Annotated in this window: 14 protein-coding genes; 4 read left to right on the top strand and 10 right to left on the bottom strand. The window is 65.6% G+C overall.

Going from position 1 to position 16,525, the window contains the following annotated elements; all coding sequences use genetic code 11:
- Positions 1-217: 217 nt before the first annotated feature.
- Both KF730_RS11900 and galU read left to right on the top strand, forming a co-directional pair.
- Positions 218-2,344 carry a S8 family peptidase gene (locus tag KF730_RS11900; RefSeq protein WP_294095428.1) on the top strand — a complete coding sequence of 709 codons (2,127 nt, stop codon included), beginning with the start codon at positions 218-220 and terminating at the stop codon, positions 2,342-2,344.
- A 66-nt stretch (positions 2,345-2,410) separates the two neighbouring features.
- On the top strand, positions 2,411-3,280 hold the full coding sequence (gene galU / locus KF730_RS11895; RefSeq protein WP_294095425.1) for a UTP--glucose-1-phosphate uridylyltransferase GalU: 870 nt from the start codon (positions 2,411-2,413) through the stop codon (positions 3,278-3,280).
- A gap of 7 nt (positions 3,281-3,287) precedes the next feature.
- Here the strand turns inward: galU and KF730_RS11890 are convergent, their stop codons facing one another.
- The gene (locus KF730_RS11890) at positions 3,288-3,554 is read right to left on the bottom strand and encodes a hypothetical protein (RefSeq protein WP_294095422.1); all 267 of its coding nucleotides are present in this window, start codon (positions 3,552-3,554) and stop codon (positions 3,288-3,290) included.
- A gap of 228 nt (positions 3,555-3,782) precedes the next feature.
- Between KF730_RS11890 and KF730_RS11885 the strand changes: the two genes are divergently transcribed.
- Both KF730_RS11885 and KF730_RS11880 read left to right on the top strand, forming a co-directional pair.
- Positions 3,783-7,310 (top strand): autotransporter domain-containing protein, encoded by a 3,528-nt coding sequence (locus KF730_RS11885; protein WP_294095419.1) that lies wholly within the window; start codon positions 3,783-3,785, stop codon positions 7,308-7,310.
- Positions 7,311-7,414: 104 nt separating this feature from the next.
- On the top strand, positions 7,415-7,552 hold the full coding sequence (locus KF730_RS11880; RefSeq protein WP_294095416.1) for a hypothetical protein: 138 nt from the start codon (positions 7,415-7,417) through the stop codon (positions 7,550-7,552).
- Between the two features lies 1 nt (position 7,553).
- On the opposite strand, the gene KF730_RS11875 is transcribed toward KF730_RS11880, so the two are convergent.
- The 9 genes from KF730_RS11875 to ubiB form a co-directional block, all read right to left on the bottom strand.
- Positions 7,554-8,558 (bottom strand): NAD-dependent epimerase/dehydratase family protein, encoded by a 1,005-nt coding sequence (locus KF730_RS11875; protein ID WP_294095414.1) that lies wholly within the window; start codon positions 8,556-8,558, stop codon positions 7,554-7,556.
- Positions 8,555-9,325, bottom strand: a complete 771-nt coding sequence (gene moeB, locus KF730_RS11870) for a molybdopterin-synthase adenylyltransferase MoeB (RefSeq protein ID WP_294095411.1) — start codon at positions 9,323-9,325, stop codon at positions 8,555-8,557. The genes KF730_RS11875 and moeB overlap by 4 nt, the downstream gene beginning before the upstream one ends.
- 10 nt (positions 9,326-9,335) lie before the next feature.
- Complete coding sequence (locus KF730_RS11865; RefSeq protein ID WP_294095409.1) at positions 9,336-9,686, bottom strand: hypothetical protein; 351 nt, start codon at positions 9,684-9,686, stop codon at positions 9,336-9,338.
- 8 nt (positions 9,687-9,694) lie between these two features.
- Positions 9,695-10,141 carry a dUTP diphosphatase gene (dut, locus tag KF730_RS11860; protein WP_294095406.1) on the bottom strand — a complete coding sequence of 149 codons (447 nt, stop codon included), beginning with the start codon at positions 10,139-10,141 and terminating at the stop codon, positions 9,695-9,697.
- Between the two features lies 1 nt (position 10,142).
- Positions 10,143-10,904 (bottom strand): hypothetical protein, encoded by a 762-nt coding sequence (locus KF730_RS11855; protein ID WP_294095403.1) that lies wholly within the window; start codon positions 10,902-10,904, stop codon positions 10,143-10,145.
- Positions 10,894-12,084 (bottom strand): bifunctional phosphopantothenoylcysteine decarboxylase/phosphopantothenate--cysteine ligase CoaBC, encoded by a 1,191-nt coding sequence (coaBC, locus tag KF730_RS11850; RefSeq protein ID WP_294095402.1) that lies wholly within the window; start codon positions 12,082-12,084, stop codon positions 10,894-10,896. The genes KF730_RS11855 and coaBC overlap by 11 nt, the downstream gene beginning before the upstream one ends.
- Complete coding sequence (locus KF730_RS11845; protein WP_294095400.1) at positions 12,081-13,196, bottom strand: hypothetical protein; 1,116 nt, start codon at positions 13,194-13,196, stop codon at positions 12,081-12,083. Before KF730_RS11845 ends, coaBC begins: the two co-directional genes overlap by 4 nt.
- Positions 13,197-13,252: 56 nt before the next feature.
- Positions 13,253-14,926 (bottom strand): hypothetical protein, encoded by a 1,674-nt coding sequence (locus tag KF730_RS11840; RefSeq protein ID WP_294095398.1) that lies wholly within the window; start codon positions 14,924-14,926, stop codon positions 13,253-13,255.
- Positions 14,927-14,987: 61 nt separating this feature from the next.
- A complete protein-coding gene (gene ubiB / locus KF730_RS11835; protein ID WP_294095395.1) occupies positions 14,988-16,520 on the bottom strand; it encodes a 2-polyprenylphenol 6-hydroxylase in 1,533 nt (510 codons plus the stop codon).
- Positions 16,521-16,525: the final 5 nt, after the last annotated feature.

The following is a 16,525-nucleotide window of genomic DNA, read 5'->3' as shown; positions in this document are numbered from 1 at the left end:
ATTTCGCGCTACGCTGAGCCGGTCCACCGCGCTGGGCGCCCTTCTCCTTGCCGTCGCCTGTAGCGGGGGCGGGGGAGGCGGGGGCGTCAATTCCTCACCGGCGCCCGCGCCGACGCCTGCCCCGGCTCCCACACCGACACCAGTTCCGTCGCCAACACCCACGCCCACGGCAAATTACGACACCAATGAGTATCGCGCCACCGCCGGCGCGGTCTCGATGAATGCGCTCGTCGCCTATAATCGCGGCGGTACGGGCTCTGGCATTCGCGTCGGCATCGTCGATTCTGGTATCGATCTGCAGAGTGAGGAGTTCGGCGATTGTTCGGGCGGGATTGGCACCGGCACCTGCCGGATTCTCAGTTCTTCGCGCAGCACCGCAGGGAATACGACGATTGACGATGAAGGCGGACACGGCACCGCGGTTGCGTTCACGATAGCCGGGCGGCGCAACGATGCTGGCACGCATGGCGTCGCGTTCGACGCGCAACTGATCATCGCGCGGGCTGACAGTCCGGGCAGTTGCAAGACCGCGAGCACCACGGCCGACGATGGCGGCTGCTCGTTCAGCGATGGAGCGATCGCGGCGGGGCTCGATGCCGCGCGCACCGGCGGCGCGCGTGTCGTCAACATCTCGCTGGGTGGCTCGGCGCCCAATGCCAATTTGATCCAGGCGATCGACCGCGCCACTACGGCGGGAATCGTGATCGTCATGTCCGCGGGCAATGATGGGCCGGGAGCGGCCAATCCCGATGCGTTCACCGCACCGGCCACCGATCCGGCGGTGTCGCGCGGGTTGATCATCATCGCCGGATCGGTCGACAGCAACGATGTGATCTCCAATTTCTCGAACCGGGCAGGCACCAGCGCGCAGGTCTATCTCGCCGCGGTCGGCGAACGTGTTCGCGCCCCCGATGAGAACAACGTGCCGTTTCTGTGGTCTGGCACTTCTTTCTCCGCGCCGCAGATTGCTGGAGCGGTCGCCTTGCTGGCCCAGGCGTTCCCCAATCTTACCGGCGCCCAGATCGTGCAGTTGCTGCTGACCACCGCGCGCGATGCGGGCGCGGCGGGCACCGATCCGATTTATGGCCGCGGCATCCTCGATCTGACACGGGCCTTCCAGCCGGTCGGCACGACGTCGCTCGCCGGATCGCGCGCGCCGACTTCGGACAATTTCAGCGCGGCGCTGTCGGCGCCGATGGGCGATGCGCGGCAAGGTGCGCTGGGCGCTGTGATCCTCGACGGGTTCAACCGGGCGTTCGCCACCGATCTTGCCCGCACCATCCAGCGTCAGGGACCGGCGCGGCAATTGCCGCAGTTGATGGCGTCGCGCCAGCGCAGCTTCTCGGTGGGCGTCAACGACATGAAGGTGGCGGTGTCGCTGGTGCCGACGCGGGACTCGGTGCGGATCGAGCGATTGGGCATCGGCAGCGAGGATGCCTCGGGCGCGAAATTGCTTGCCGGCTCGGTCGTGGCGCGGCTGGGAAGCAGGGCGCAGTTCGCGATCGGCGCATCCGAAAGCACGGGAACCTTGTCGGCGCGGCTTGCCGGTCGTCCGGAACCGGCCTTCCTCGTCGCGCGCGATCCGATCCATAGTTCCGGCTTCGATGTCGATGTGAAGGGCGCGTTCGCGGTTCGCCGCCAGTTCGGGCCGTGGGCCTTCACATTGGGCGAGGAAGCCGGTGACGTGCTTGCGCGGCGAGACACCCCGTTCGCCGCGCTCCGGCGCAGGGCCGAACGGTTCGGCTATGCGCGCACCACGCTCGGTGTGGACCGGAGCTTTGGCGGTTTGCGCACTGGCGTTAGCCTCACCCACCTCGACGAATCCGACACCCTGCTCGGCGCGCGCTTTTCGGGCGCGCTGGGTGCGGCACGTGCCGACAGCCTCTTCCTCGATGTGGCCGCGCGCTACGACATCGGCGATGGCTGGAGCCTCGGTGGATCGATGCGTCAGGGCTGGACCAATGCGCGGCTGCGCGGCGGGGTCGAGGGCTCGGGCCTGATCCGCACCAATGGCTTTGCCGTCGATCTCGGCAAGGCCGGTCTGCTGTTCGCCGAAGACCGCTTCGGCATCCGCATCGCCCAGCCGTTGCGGATCGCCAGCGGCGGGATCGATCTGCGGCTGCCGGGCGGCTGGGATTATTATAGCGAGAGCGTCGATAGCTGGAACATTAGCCGCATCAATCTCGCTCCCGCCGGGCGTGAAATGGATTTCGAGCTGGCCTATGGCTGGCCGTTCCTCGGCGGCGATGTCAGCGGTAATCTGTTCCTGCGTCGCCAGCCGGGCAATTTCGCGACGCTGCCTGTCGATCGCGGCGCTGCGGTGCGGCTCAATTTCGACTTCTAGGTCGAACGAATTGCGCGGGACGCCCGTCGCGTCTAAGCGCCGCGCAAGATTCCGAGAGAAAAGAAAATGCCGATCAAGCCGCTTCGCAAGGCCGTGTTTCCCGTCGGGGGGCTCGGCACGCGCTTCCTGCCCGCGACCAAGGCGCTGCCCAAGGAAATGCTGCCGGTCGTGGATCGCCCGCTGATCCAATATGCGGTTGATGAAGCGCTGGAGGCCGGGATCGAGCAGATGATCTTCGTCACCGGGCGCGGCAAGTCGGCGATCGAGGACCATTTCGATATCGCCTATGAGCTTGAAACGACAATGGCGTCGCGCGGCAAGTCGCTGGAAGTGCTCGATGCCACCCGCCTGAAGCCGGGCGCGGTCGCCTATGTCCGGCAGCAGGAGCCGATGGGTTTGGGCCATGCCGTGTGGTGTGCGCGCGATATTGTCGGCGACGAGCCCTTCGCGGTGCTGCTCGCCGACGATTTCATGCTTGGGGCGCCCGGCTGCCTCAAGCAGATGGTCGATGCCTACAACCAAACGGGCGGCAACATGATCTGCGCGATGGAAGTCGCGGAGGAAGCCACCGACAAATACGGGATCATCACGCCCGGCGCGCGCGACGGCGCGCTTACGGAGGTGAAGGGGCTGGTCGAAAAGCCGGCGCGGGGAACGTCACCTTCGAACCTGGCGGTGATCGGCCGCTACATCCTTCAGCCGGAAGTGATGCGCGTACTCGAGGGGCAGAGCGCTGGCGCCGGTGGCGAGATCCAGCTTACCGATGCGATGGCGCGAATGATCGGCGAGCAGCCGTTCCACGGGCTCACCTTCGACGGTGTCCGCTATGATTGCGGTGACAAAGCTGGCTTTATCCAGGCCAATATCGCCGTCGCGCTAGGCCGTGAGGATATCGCGCCCGCAGTGCGTGCGTTCGTCGCGCAACATTGCGGTTGAGTATCTTCTAGAAGGCGGACGCATCAGCGCCGCTGGACTGATCCTCGATATAGGCATTGGTCGGCGGCTCCGGAGTCGCGCTGGGCGTGTCGCCCCTGCCCTGTACGCCACCATCCTCATGGTGGTCGGGCATGCGGCCGAAGCTCAGCGCGCTCTGCGTACCGTCATTATCGTCGTCGAAGGAATCGTTCGGCGAAACATAAGCATGGCCCATGTTTTCGCTGGGCCCTTCGATGGCATCGGCTCCGAAGATCGAACTGAATATGCCGGGCATCACGCGGTCTATCAGTAGGGCGGGCCGCAACCCGCGAAACGGCTCAAACCGTTGGCCGAATGCAAGTGTTCTACGGTAATGTTGCAATTCATCCACACCAATTCCCCTGAAGTCACTCAAACTATGTTCGTTTGGCGGGAAGATACTTGACGCACGTATCCAGAGGCATAGCGTGGATGCACAACGAATATACGATCGGGAATCATCCCGAGACATGAGGGGCACATCATGAAGATCATTCGCAAACCGCGCGTCATGCGCGCCGCGCTGTTGGCATCTGTCGCGGGCATGAGCCTGACGATGGCGGGCACGGCCTTTGCGCAGGACGCCGGCATCGACCGCCCGACCTCGGGTGAACTCGCCGCGCAGGGCGATACCCCGCGCATCGACATCGACGGCGCCTTGCTCGAATCGCAAGGCGACGGCCGGATCCAGGTCACCGAGGCGGATCCCGAAATCCTCATCGCCAATCCCGGTACGCCGACCACGGCGCGCGATCCGGTAAACATCACCGGCATTGGCCAGATGATCACGGATCAGGGCGGTGGCTTTGTTGGCCTGTGCACCAGCACGCTGATCAATCCGCGTACCGTGATCTTCGCGGCGCACTGCGTGAACACCGCCGCGGCAACCTCATATGGCGCCAATTCGGGCGGCACCGCGATCGGCTTTGGCTTCGAAACCAATACCCGCGCCAACGCTGCCGGCCAGACCGACGAACTGGTGCGCTGGCTGCTCGGCGGAACCGGCGGCGCCGGCAAGTATCAGACCAACATCGCCCAGGCGTTCTACAACGCCAATCAGGTGGTCTATAATCCATATTCGCTCGAGCCGGAGGCGCGGGGCTTTCTTTACGGTGACGTCGCCATGGCGACGCTCGACACGCCCGCAGCGAACATTCCGACCTGGGCACTGCTTTTCTCGCCGCTCACCAACACCGGCACAATCGGCGCGGCTGGCACCGGCTTCAATGTCGGCATTGTCGGTTATGGCAATAACGGCACCGGCGAAGGTGGCACCGCGGGCACGAGCGACTTCCGTCGCCGCGCCGCCGAAAACATCATCGGCGCGCTTACCGATCTGGAGAAGTTCGAAGGTTTCCTCTTCGGCGGCGCGCCGAACGGTCTGAAACAGAATCTCTATTTCATGGATTTCGACGATCCGCGCCGCGGCACCGGTGTCGCGCCGAGCGCGTTCGATTTCAACGCCTTCCGTGACAATGCTCGTGCCGGCGCCAATGGTGGTCCGTCGCTGGAAGGTATCACTTCACAGGGCGATTCGGGCGGCCCGCTGATCCTGCAGAACTTCACGCGCCAGCTCGTCATCGGCGTGCTGTCGGGCGGTTATACCCGCTTCTTTAACGGCCAGCCCGCCAACAGCTACGGCACCGTCAGCTTCTATCAGCCGCTGTATCTCTACTGGGACTGGATCGCGCAGAACAACCCGTATCACTACGTCTCGTCGCTGGCCGGCAACGCCAACTGGACCGACGCGACGCACTGGCAGACGACGCTCGACCCGGCTTATTATATCCTCGGTGCGGACGGTCAGCCGGTGAACGGCATTCCGAACAATCCGGGCGAGCAAAAGAACGGCACGAGCGGCGATTTCGGCCAGATCTGCTTCCAGTCGGGCGGCACCAGCGACTGTCTGGACACGCGGACGAACACCGAGGTGGTCGAAGCCCGTCCGATCGGCACCGCCGAGGATCAGCCGGCGAACGGCGACGTTGCGACGGCGGTAAGCCAGCCCGCGATTATCCGGGTCGATGGTGAGCAGGCGACGCTTGAGGCGCAGACTGGCGGCATCACGACGCTGGCGCTGCCGGCGGCTACGCTCGCCAATGGCCTTCCCGGGGCAACCAACTTCGTGCCCAACAACTCCGATCCGGTCCGTACCACCGGCGTGCTTGGCCGTTACTTCGACGTGTCGCTGATCGCCAATGGCACCACCACCCTCGGCTCGAGCGTCACCATCGATCGGCTGACCTTCGGTGGCAACGGCGCGACGCTGGCCATCACCAGCGCGGGCACGCTCAATTCGCTAATCAACGTCAATCACTTCGCCGGCACCCTCGCCGTCGATGGCGTCCTCAATTCGGTCGGCGACTATTCGTTCTTCGGCGGCCTGATCAGCGGCAATGGCCGGATCAACGCGCCGTTCCTGACCAGCGTCACGGGCCAGTTCGCGCCTGGCACCGTGGGCACGACGGGCACGCTGACGATTGGCGGCAACCTCGTCCTGGCCTCTGGGTCGACCTATTTCGTCGATCTGTCGGGCACCGGTGCGTCGGATCTCATCGCCGTGCGCGCAAATACGGCCAATGGCGTCACCAGCGCCGGCAGCGCCAATCTGGGCGGTGTGCTGGCGTTCAACTTCACCAACGCGCTGCGTGCTGGTCAGAACTTCACGATCCTGACCGCGGAAGGCGGCATCACCGGCACCTTCGCGACGCCGGCCACGCTCAGCGCGATCCTGCGCCCGACCGTCACTTATACCGCGAATGCCGTCCGCGTCGCCGTGCAGGCCAGTACCTATGCTTCGGTGGTCAACACCGGCTCTGCGGTCCAGGTCGCGTACGCAACGTTGCTCGATCGCAACCGTTCGAACGCCGCCGCTTATGACGGCATCTATGGCACGCTCGATCTCCAGAATGCCGGCACGATCCGTGCGGCGCTCGAAGGACTGGCTCCGACCACCGAAACCACGGTGCGCGGGCTCGGCACGGCGATGGTCGATACGACCTCGAGCCTGTTCCGCGATCGTCTCGAGTCGCTCGACATCCGAAACGCGGGCGGCACCGTCGCGCATATCGGCCAGCCGTTGCGCGTGGCGTCGCTCAGCATGGGGAGCATGTCGAACCTGGTCGCTCCGAGCATTCTCGGCGGCGATGAGCGGACGACCGTACAGGAAGGCGCGCTGCCGGAGAATATGAGCGGCTTCATCGCCGGCGGCTATGTCGAGGGCAATAGCGCCCCGATGCCCTCGGCGATCGCCACCGGCCGCGACAAGTTCGATGGCTGGTACGTCGCAGGCGGCATCGAGACGCTGATCGACGACCAAAGCGCGATCGGTTTCGCCTTGTCCTACAACAAGATGGACAGCTCGGGCGCGGTCGCGGCGCATCTCGCCAAGGCCGAGCTGATCCAGGGAACGCTGTATGGCAAATATGAGGCCTCCAGCGGTCTCACGCTCGACGCGCAGGTCACCGCTGGCCTGCTCGACACGCTGACCCAGCGGACCGTGAACTTCGTCGGCACCAACTATGTGCTGCGCGCGGATGACAGTGCGCTTGCTTTCTCCAGCGAAGCCGGTTTGAGCTACAAGCTTGATGCGGGCCCGGTCTCGGTCAAGCCGCGCGTCGCATGGCGCACGACCTTTATCGATTTCTCGCGCACGGTGGAGACCGGTGGTCCGGTTGCACTCCAGTATAACCGTCAGCCGGTGCACAGCTCGGAGTTGCGTGGCGGGCTGACGATCGCGGGCAATGGCGATGGGGTAAAGCCGTTCCTCAACGGCACCTATGTCTATGATCTCAGCGAGCGTCCGACGCTGTTCACGGCGAACTTCGCCGGATCGACGGCATCGCCCGTGCTGTTCAGCCTCAGCCCCGCCGATCGCGACTGGGCCGAAGTGTCGGGCGGTCTGACCGTAAAGACGCGCTCGGTGAATGTGTCGATCGCGGCCGAGACGACCATCGGGCGCAAGGATGTCGAGAGCCGCACGGTCCGCGGTTCGGTCAGCTTCCGCTTCTGATCGGCGACGCCAGATTGGGCCGGGGAAGCCGTTTTCCGAAAGGGAGCGGTTTCCCCGGCCCTTTCTTTTGCGCTAAACTTCGTGCGACTCGAAGGGGATAGCGAGTGGACGAGACTGTGGAGAACGAGGCCGCGGGCGAGGCGGTGCTCGAAAAGCCGGAAGCGGCGGCACTGCGCGAAGCCGATGCGGAGCCTAAGGCTTATATGTTCGACGGCTGGGGAATGGTGCCGCTCGAGCTGTAAATCAGCTCGCGTAGTGCGCGCGATACCATTCGACGAAGCGCGCCACGCCTTCTTCGGGAGTCGTTGACGGCACATAGCCGGTCAGCTGCTTGAGCAGGGCAGGGGATGCCTCGGTCGCGGGCACGTCGCCTTGCTGCATCGGCATGAAATTCTTGATCGCGGTCTTGCCTAGTGCCCGTTCCGCCGCGCCGATATAGTCCATCAGCGGCGTGAGGTTGCCGCCACCGATATTGACGATGCGGAACGGTGCGACGGGGGAGAGGCTGTCGCCCTCGACGGGCACATCGCCAGGCACCGCCTTCGCCAGTCGCGTGATTGCCTCGACCAGATCCTCCACATAGGTGAAGTCGCGGGCCATCTCGCCATTATTATACACGTCGATCGGCTGATCCGCGAGGATCGCCTTGACGAACTTGAACAGCGCCATGTCCGGCCGGCCATAGGGGCCGTAGACCGTGAAGAAGCGGAACATCGTGATCGGCGTCTTGAACAGATGCGCATAGCTGTGCGCCATCAGCTCGGTCGCGCCCTTGGTCGCGGCATAGAGGCTCATCGGCGATGCGGTACGCTGCAATTCGTCGAACGGCATGTTCGTGTTCGCGCCGTAGACCGAGCTGGTCGAAGCCATCAGCAAATGTTCGGGGGGAGCATGCCGCGCCAGTTCAAGCACGTTGAAGGTACCGATCAGGTTGGTCGAGATATAGCTGGCCGGCGCGTCGATCGAATAGCGTACGCCCGCCTGCGCGGCGAGGTGGATGACGACATCGGGCTTGAACGCCCGCCAGGCGGCACCGAAAGCCTCCGCATCCTCGATCGACACCCGCGCGACCGAGAATTCGGCATGGTTCGAAAGCATGTCGTTGCGCGCTTCCTTTAGCGCGACGTCGTAATAATCGGAGAAATTGTCGACGCCGAGCACGGTTGCGCCCTGCTGCAGCAACAGGCTGCTTGCGTGGAAACCGATAAAACCGGCCGACCCCGTCACCAGAACGCGTTTGCTCTTCATGTCCTCACCGTCTTTGCCTGGCCGCATTGCATACAGCCCGTATCTTTCGGAAGCGTGATCGTGCGAAAGCGGAGCGCCAGCGCATCCACCAGCAGTAACTTACCCGCCGCGTCCTCCCCAAACGGTGCGATGGCGCGGATCACCTCCAGCGCCGCGAGGCTACCCATTACCCCGGTCAGCGCGCCCAGTACGCCCTGTTCGGCGCATGTGGCACCCTCGCGCTCGGGATCCTGGCCGACGAAGCAGCGATAGCAGGGCTTGTCCGCCTCCCAGCCGCGATAGACGCCGAGCTGCCCCTCGAACTCGGAAACCGCGGCGCTGACCAGCGGAATGCGAAGATCGAACGCCGCATCGGCCACCGCCAGCCGTGTTTCGAAATTGTCCGAACCGTCGATGACGACGTCATGCAATTCGAGGCGGTTGTGGACGGTGTAGCGGTCGAGCCGTTCCTCGATGCCGATGGCATGGCAATGCGGATTGAGCGACGCCACGCGCTCGGCGGCTGTCGAGGCCTTGGAACGGCCGATATCCGCAGTCCCGAACAACGTCTGGCGCTGGAGGTTGGAAAGGTCGATCTTGTCGTCATCGACGATCGTCAAATGGCCGATGCCTGCCGCCGCGAGATACTGGATCGCGGGTGAGCCGATCCCGCCCGCGCCGATCACCAGCACGCTTGCCGCCTTCAGCCGCGCCTGTCCGCCGCCGCCCATCTCGCGCAATACGATATGCCGGGCATAGCGTTCGAGTTCGGCGTCGCTCAGGCTCATCGGGGCAAGGTCACTTGGGCAGCGTGAAGGTGAGGCTGGTCCGGTACCATTGCTCGCCCGTCGCCATCCGCGGCAGTAAATTGCCCCGCGCGAAGCCGGCCACCAGTGCCGCGGCATATTGCTCGACCGGCGCGCACTGGATCGCGCGGGGCACGGTGGTGCGGATACCGCCGGCCTCGTCGATCAGTACCGCGACATCGACACGCAGCTCCCCCGCCGGGTGCGGGCATCTGCCAGCCTTGGCCTCGCGAGCGACAAAGCCGTGCATCTCGGCGGTGACAAGTGGCGGCGCGCGATAGGGAAGGGGCGGCAGTGCCTCCCAATCGATCGCGGCGACCTGAAGCCCCGCAATGAGTGCCAATGCCGCTATCATACGCCCGTTGAGCCGAAGCCGCCGCTTCCCCGTGCCGTTTCGTCGAGCGACCCCACCTCCTCGAGTCCCGCGCGCTGGACAGGCGCGGGCACGAGCTGTGCGATCCGGTCTCCGCGCGCAATCGTAAAGGGTGCGTCACCAAGATTGGCCAAGATCACCTTCACTTCGCCGCGATAATCGCTGTCGATGGTGCCGGGGGTGTTGAGGCAAGTGATGCCGTGCTTGAGTGCCAGCCCGGAGCGCGGGCGGACCTGCACCTCATACCCTTCCGGAATCGCCATCGCGAAGCCGGTCCCGACCGCATGGCGCTGGCCGGGCTCGATAACCAAGGCTTCGGCGGCGACGATGTCCATGCCCGCCGCACCATCGGTGGCATAGGCGGGGAGGGGGAGGCTCTCGCCATGGGGGAGGCGCTGGATGCGGATCTGGATCGGCGGCAGCATGTCAGTTCTTCCGGGGCAGCGAAGCAGCCAGCCTTTGCGTGGCGGCGAGCACTTCGGGGTCGTCGAGCAGATCGTGACCCTTGGCCGGCACGATACGGTAATCGGTGGCGATGCCGCGCAACGTCAGCGCCTCGGCATAGGCTCGCGAGAATTTGACCGGCGTGATCTTGTCGTTCGCGCCGACCAGCACCGCCGCGCGCAGGCCCGGCAGGATGCCGCCCGCGGTCTTGAGCGGATCGAGGCTGGCGACGTCGCCTTTCCATTGCATCAAGCTACGCCATTCGGGCAGCGCACAGGGGCATGCGACCAGTACCATGCCGTCGATCAGGCCAGGCTTTATGCCTGCGAGATTGGCGGCGATCGCCGCGCCGCCCGCCTCGCCGACGATGACGGTGCGGGCATTGGGGTAGCGTTGGCGCAGCGCCGCGATGGCGTCGCCGACGGCGTTGATGCGATCGGCGGTGTAATTGTCGCCGGTTTCCGTGCCGCGCTCGCCGGGCGAGACCTTGCCGGTGGCGTCGGCATAGCCCGGGCGGAGGAGGGCGATGGCGGCGCTGTCGGCCACCGCGCCTGCAGCTGCTTGAGCGAAGCGGTAATGATCGGGCTGGCCCTCGCCGTGCAGCACGACGATCAGCGTGCGGACCTTGGCGCCGCGCGCCGGCCCGAACGTCTCGGCGTGCAACTCCGGAACGCTCGTCGCGGTCTGCGGCATGGTTGCGCAGCCGGCGAGCAGCAATGCCGCCAGCAGGGCGCTAAAGCGCATCGGCGATCCGTTCCGCGAGCCGCCGCGCGACCTCGCTTTTGGGCAGCTTTTCCCAGCTTTCCACGCCTTGGGCGGTGACGAGATGGACGGTGTTGGCATCGCCCCCCATCACATCCCCGGAAACGTCGTTGGCGACAACCCAATCCGCGCCCTTGCGTTCGCGTTTCGCGGTGGCGTGCTCGATCACCCGCTCGGTCTCGGCGGCGAAGCCGATGACCAGCGCCGGGCGGTGCGGGCTTCTGGCGAGCATCGCGAGGATGTCGGGGTTTTCGGAAAGATCGAGGCGGGGTGGGGCATCGCCTTTCTTGATCTTCTGGTCAGCGACCTCGGCGCGCCAGTCGCCGACGGCGGCGACCATCACCGCCGCGTCGGCGGGGAGTGCCTGCGCCACGGCATTGGCCATTTCCTGCGCGGTTTCCACATCGACGCGCTTGACGCCCGGCGGCGTCGACAGTGCGACGGGCCCGCTGACCAAAGTCACCTCCGCGCCCATCGTGGCCAGCGCCTCCGCGATCGCAAAGCCCTGTCGGCCCGAAGAGCGGTTGGCGATATAGCGCACCGGATCGATCGGCTCGTGCGTCGGTCCCGCTGTGACGAGGATATGCTTGCCAGCGAGGCGCGCACTACAACCTGAATCGGGTGCGTCCGAAGTCAGGGCTCGTTGAATCGCCGCCAGGATCGCTTCCGGCTCGGGCAGGCGGCCGGGGCCATATTCGCCGCAGGCCATCGGGCCGGCATCGGGCTCCATCACCGTCACGCCATCACCGCGTAGCGTGGCGACGTTGCGCACGGTCGCGGCGTGCTGCCACATCCGCACATTCATCGCCGGCGCGGCGAGGACAGGCTTGTCGGTCGCGAGCAGCAGCGTGGTGGCGAGATCGTCAGCCACCCCCGCCGCCATCTTCGCCATCAGGTCCGCCGTCGCCGGCGCGACCACCACCAGATCGGCCTCGCGGCTGAGCTGGATGTGCCCCATCTCGGCCTCGTCCTTGAGATCCCAGAGCGTGGTGTGGACCTGGTTCTCGCTGAGCGCAGCCAGCGTCATCGGCGTCACGAAATGCTGCCCACCCGCGGTCAGCACGCATTTCACCGCGATCCCGGCCTTGCGGCACAGGCGGACCAACTCGCACGCCTTGTACGCGGCAATGCCGCCGCCAACGATGAGGAGGATACGCTTCATCTGGTGACCCTTGTCACGGTGATGCGTGGCTTGTCGAGCGATTGGCGCACAAGGTCGCGGATGCCGGCCGGGGCGAAGAGCAGGCCAAGCAGGAAAACCGGGGCGACCATCAGCGCCCAGTAGAAGGTGTCGAGCCGGGCGAAGATGCCGATCAACGCGGCGTATCCGGCAAGGACCGCGACCATGCGCAACCCGGCGGGTTCGCGCCATGCCGCCCAGCCGAACAGGCTCAGCCCAACAAGAAGTGCCCCCGCCCAGAGCGGCAGCATCTGCAAGCCGGTGGCGAGCGTCACCGCCTTCACGAAGAAGCCGAAGCCGAGCAGCCCGGCCCAGCCGGGAGATAAGGGATCGGTCGGCCCGGTAACGCCGGCGACGGCCCAGGCATGCGCGCCCATCGCGACGACGAACAATGCCAGCGCCGCGCCCCAGCCAATCGCCTCGCGCCGCTCGCCTTCAAGCCAGGCAAATCCCAGCATGATGAACACGTAGATCGCGGCAGTCTCGCGGATCAGCATTGCGGCGAGGCCGATGGCGACAGCTTCGATCCAGCGCCCCGGCCGCCGGATCGCCAGCGATAGCGCGACGAGGAGCGCGGCCCAGATCTCGTGAAACGGCGCCAGTTCGAACTGAGCGAAGACCAGCAGCGATCCGAGCATCAGCACCAGCGCGGCAACCGCGGGCAGTGGGCCCTTCAGATCGTCGCGCAGGCGGTTCGCCCATGCGCCCGCGACGCACAACACCAGAGTGAAGAGGAAATATCGCACTGGCAGCCATTGCGGCACGGCGGCCAGCGCTGAAGCGAGTCCGGGCAGGCGAAATGTGAGGAAGGGCCGCAGCGGGTAGCTGCCGGCACGCAACGCATCGGCGGCGACGACATAGTAATTCTCGCCGCCGCGCACGCCCGAGACGATCTTCTCGTAGAGCATCAGATCGGTCTGGCCGCTGCCGCCTCGTTCGGCCGCGCCCAGCGCCTGCGGATCGGGCGCGGCAAGCGCAGTGAGGCAGAGCGCCAGCAGCAGTGCGAGCAGGCCCAGGGCGATGCGCGCGCGCGAACGGGGAATGCTCGCGAACCGGCTGGAATCGGTAAGCCAGAAAGTCGCGGGACGAGCCATGCGGCGGGCCTACACGGCGGCGGTGGGGAGTGTCGAGGTTGGTTTGTGCCCGCGCTTCAGCAGCACCAGTTCTGCTTGCCGCGGTTCCACTTCTCCATATTCGAATAATATTGGCGCTTGCTGTCGCGGATGAAATTGTCGGTGCTAGTGCGCGCTGAATTGATGATCGCGTTGCCCCAGGCGTTCCAGTTCGGCGTGGCGTAGATATCATTCGGCGCGGGCGGGATCGGCACGGCGTATTTGCCGCGCTTTTCGTAATAGGCATATTCTGCCTTGTCGATCAGGCCGGGATCGCCGCCGATGCTGCGGGCATAGGTGAAGAATGCGTCGTTGCTGATCGGACAATTGGTCAGCATGTAGTTGATCGTCTTGGGACCGCGCATCTCGCCGCCCGGCGCCCATTCGCAGATCTTGCCCGAAGAAAGCAGCCATTGATGGCGATCCTCGAGTTCCCTGCTCACCTTGGCGGCGAGCGCCAGCCGCTCGCGCTCGCGCTCGGCGGTGCGCTTGGCCATGATGGCGGCGCGATCGGCATTGAAGTTGGCCAGGGCGTCGCGCGGATTGGATCCGAACGAACCGGCGCCGTCGATCGTCAGTTTCGTCAGCGTGCGCGCGTCTATCATCCGCCACACCGTATCGCCGGCGACGCGTGCGGCGAAGATATCCCACCACACCTGATCGTCGGCGGTCTTGCTGCGATCGTTGAAGCGGGCGAGGCCGGTATAGGCAGGCAGGCTGGCGGTGCGCGCGATCACCGAGGCGAGCGTGCCGAGTCCCAGCCGGGCGCGCAGCCCCTGCGGGCTTTCCTCGACAACCGCCCAGCCGAGCGTGGTCGAGCCCGCCCAGGGATGGGTGTCGAAGCGGATCGGGAAAACGCCGATCGCGTTCGGCGGCATCGGCAGTGGATCGCCGTTCGAGGCGATCGGCTGGTAGAGCTTGCCATAGGGCAATGCCGCATGTTCGCCGGAGGCGATGATCGACACATAATCGACGCCGATCGTCGGATAGTCGTATTGGCTGTAATTGCGCCAGCGGCCGAGCTTGCCGGCGATCTCGGGCGCCAGCGTCTCCCAGCGCTCGATCCCGCCGATCACCGGCGAGATCGGCGCGCCGCGCAGATTGAGGATGCGGCTCACGGGCGTGCCGTCGTCGGCGGTGAAATTGGCGATCAGCGTGTCGTTGACCTGATAGAAGGTGTCGACGCCCCCGGGCCAGCCCTTGCCGCCCAGATTGCGGATTGTCACCGGATTGGCGAGTCCGCCCTGAAGCAACGCGACCTCGCCGGTGCCCTGAGAGAAGGCGTAGGGGGTGCGGACGCCCTGCCAGCGAAAGGCGAAGACGCGCGACCAGGGCACGACGTCCTTCTGCTCGCCCTTGCCGAAGACATAGAGACGATAGTTGAGCGTGTTGCCGTCGCTCTTGAACTGGAATTTTGTGAGCACCGCCGCCGTGGTGGCGTTGAGCGGGATGACGTTGAAATAGTTCGCGGGCACGAGCGTCTTGCCCTTGCCGTCCACCAGACCCCATTTCCATGGCACGGACGCCTGGCAGTTGACGGTATTATAGGCATCGCGGAACTGGCCGACCGGGCCGCCCGGAGTCCAGACCTGATAGACGTCACCGGCGGGGACGGGTTGCTTGGGGTTGACTGTCGCGCAATTCTTCTGCGCCGTGGCGGGCGCGGCGATCAGCGTCATAAGCATCGCCAGAGCGGCCAACAGCGCGCGCATCATCATCCTCCCAAATGCGGTGTGGTGCAGTTTTGCAGCCGTTGGGCTACCTGACAAGGGCTCAGGAAAACAGCAAGGTAGCGCCGATACTTACCGCCGCAGTGACGATCGCCACCGCGAAATAGCGCCAGCCGCCACCCACGCGAACGACCTCGATCTCGCGTAGCGGCGGGGCGGGGGGAGCGCCGCCGGCGGTCGGGTAGCGCGCCTCGATGTTGCGGATCAGCTGGGGCAGGCGGGCGAGGGTGCGGAAATCCTCGACCAGCCGATCGGCGATCGCGGCCTCGGGTCCAAGCTCGGTGCGGATCCATTCGCGCACGAATGGGGCGGAGACGTCCCAGAGGTTGATGTCGGGATCGAGCCCGCGCGCCACGCCCTCGACCATCACCATCGTCTTCTGGAGAAGGAGAAGGTGCGGCTGGGTCTGCATGTCGAAATCGCGGGTGATCGAGAACAGCCCGTCGAGCATCGATCCGATCGACATTTCCTTGACCGGCAATCCGCGCATCGGCTCGCCGACCGCGCGCAGGGCGGTCGCGAACTCGGCGACATTGTGATGTGGCGGGACATAGCCCGCTTCGAAATGGATTTCGGCGACGCGCTTATAATTGCCGGTGATCAGCCCGTAGAGGATCTCGGCCAGCCACACCCGGGCGCGGCGGTCGATCCGCCCCATGATCCCGAAATCGATCGCGGCGATGCGGCCGTCGGGGAGCGCGAACAAATTGCCCTGATGCATGTCGGCATGGAAGAAGCCGTCCGAGATCGCCTGGCGCAGGAAGGCATGGACGAGGTTGCTCGCGAGCTTGGTGGTGTCATGCCCCGCTGCGATGATCGCGTCGCGCTTGGAAAGCTTGATGCCGTCGATCCATTCGAGTGTCAGCACCTTGCCGGTGGTGCGCGGCCAGTCGATCGCGGGGATGAAGTAATTGGGTTCGGCCTGCATGCCGTCGGCAAGCTCGGAGGCCGAGGCGGCCTCGCGGCGCAGGTCGAGCTCGCGCGCGGTCCAGCGCTTGAAGGTTTCGATGACGAGGCGCGGACGCAACCGCGCTGCCTCGCTGCCCATGCCCTCGACCTGGGCGGCGGCCCATTCATAGGTCTCGATGGCACGGGCGAATTCGGCTTCGATGCCCGGGCGCAGCACCTTGACCGCGACGGTGCGGCCGTCGGTGGTGACGGCGCGGTGGACCTGGGCGATCGACGCGGCGCCGACCGGCACTTCCTCGATGCTCGCGAACAAGGTTTCGAGCGGGCGGCCATGGCTGGCCTCGATCCGCTGGCGGATCACCGCGAAGGGCAAAGGTGGAAGCTGGTCCTGCAGCCGCAGCAGATCTTGCGCGGCTTCGTCGCCGACCAGATCGGGGCGGGTCGCCAGCGTCTGGCCGAGCTTGATCGCCGCAGGGCCGATCGCCTGGAAGGCGTCGGCATAGCGCGGCGCCGCCGGCACGCGCGCGCCGAAGCGGGCGAGGCGCGCCACGCGACGGACCGGCCTGGGCGTATTGGGGTCGCGCTCGATTCCACGCAGCGCACCGTGCCGCGCGAGGATGCGGCCCCATTTGAGGAGACGCCAGAGATGGACGGGGGTAGAGGTCACTGGCG

Origin of the sequence: Sphingomonas sp., from assembly GCF_019635515.1 — a bacterium.
GTDB lineage: Bacteria > Pseudomonadota > Alphaproteobacteria > Sphingomonadales > Sphingomonadaceae > Sphingomonas.
This window is presented reverse-complemented; position numbering and strand designations above follow the sequence as displayed.